This is a genomic window from Caballeronia terrestris, from assembly GCF_001544515.1.
GTDB classification, from domain to species: domain Bacteria; phylum Pseudomonadota; class Gammaproteobacteria; order Burkholderiales; family Burkholderiaceae; genus Caballeronia; species Caballeronia terrestris.
Window position 1 is genome coordinate 1 of the sequence record NZ_FCOL02000438.1, and the last position, 1,251, is coordinate 1,251.

Annotated in this window: 2 protein-coding genes; both read right to left on the bottom strand. The window is 66.3% G+C overall.

The window, feature by feature from the left end; all coding sequences use genetic code 11:
• Positions 1-883: ABC transporter permease subunit (locus tag AWB67_RS38100; RefSeq protein ID WP_087660885.1), on the bottom strand; the 883-nt coding region annotated here is incomplete at its 3' end.
• A gap of 14 nt (positions 884-897) precedes the next feature.
• Positions 898-1,251, bottom strand: a 354-nt coding sequence (locus AWB67_RS38105; RefSeq protein WP_143746821.1) for an ATP-binding cassette domain-containing protein, incomplete at its 5' end; no start/stop codon positions are given.

A 1,251-nucleotide genomic window follows, 5' to 3' on the forward strand; every position in this document is an offset into this window, starting at 1 on the left:
TCGACCGGCCCCAGCGGGTCCGCTTGAGCGCGTAGTCCATCGCGACCGCGAGGCCGAGGAAGAGCCCGAACATCAGCGGAACGCCGCGTCCCTGGTTGAGATAGGCGACGACGATCTCCAGAAGCACGGTGATCGCCAGACTGCGCATGAGCAGGCTGCCAACCGAGGGCGCGGAGAGATTGGACGCACGGCGGCGCTCGCGCGTGCGCAGTCCGATCAGCAGGGTCGCGGCGCCCGGCACCAGCGCAAGGAGGTACGAAACGACGGCGGGAATGACCATCAACTGCCCGAGGTTCACCATCGTCGACCCGTACGGCAGGTTGATCGATCCGGTTGCGCCGAGGACGTACAGCTGCATCCCGAGGATCGCGAGCAGCCCTGCCAGCGTCGCGACGAAGCTCGGCATGCCGAGTTTGTTCAGCAGCAGCGCGTAGAGGGCACCGACCACCGCGCCGACGGCGATCGCCGCCACGATGGCAAGCAGCACCGGCCAGCCGTAGTTGACCCAGAGCGTGCCCACCAGCGCCGAAGCGAAGCCGCTCATCGAGCCGACCGACAAGTCGATCTGTCCCACCATCAGCACGCAGACGATGCCGAGCGAGATCACTCCGACCGTCGAACAGTCGAACAGCAGGTTCACTAGGTTGTTGGCCGAGAGGAACACCGGGTTCAGGCTGGTGAACACGGTCCATATGATGACGAGGCCCGCGATGACCGGCAGCGAACCCAGATCGCCCGATTTGACCCGCTCGACGAAGGCGCCGACGGCCCCGCCGACTCCGGCGGCGTGCTTGACGCGGACATCGCTGCGATCGAGCAGCGTCGACTTTTGCGGTGCGACCTGCGTATCGCGCGGTTGGCCACCTTGCATTTCATTGCTCATGATCTTTCCTTGGTCTATACGCCCTGTTCAGCCTGGCGCCGGCCGGCGCGGCGAGACACCGCGTTCTCCGTGGCGCCGGTAATGGCGGCCACCAGCTCCTGATTCGAGGAGTCCGGATAGAAGACGCCGTTGTTGCGGCCGAGCCGCAGCACCACGATCCGGTCCGCCACGGCGCGCACGTCCTCCATGTTGTGGCTGATCATGATGACCGCGTGGCCGCGATCGCGTACCCGCTCGATCAGGTTCAGCACCTCGGCGGTCTGGGCGACGCCGAGCGCCGCCGTCGGCTCGTCGAGCATGATCAGCTTGGGATCGAGCAACAGCGAACGCGCGATCGCCACGGTCTGACGCTGCCCGCCCGACAGAGA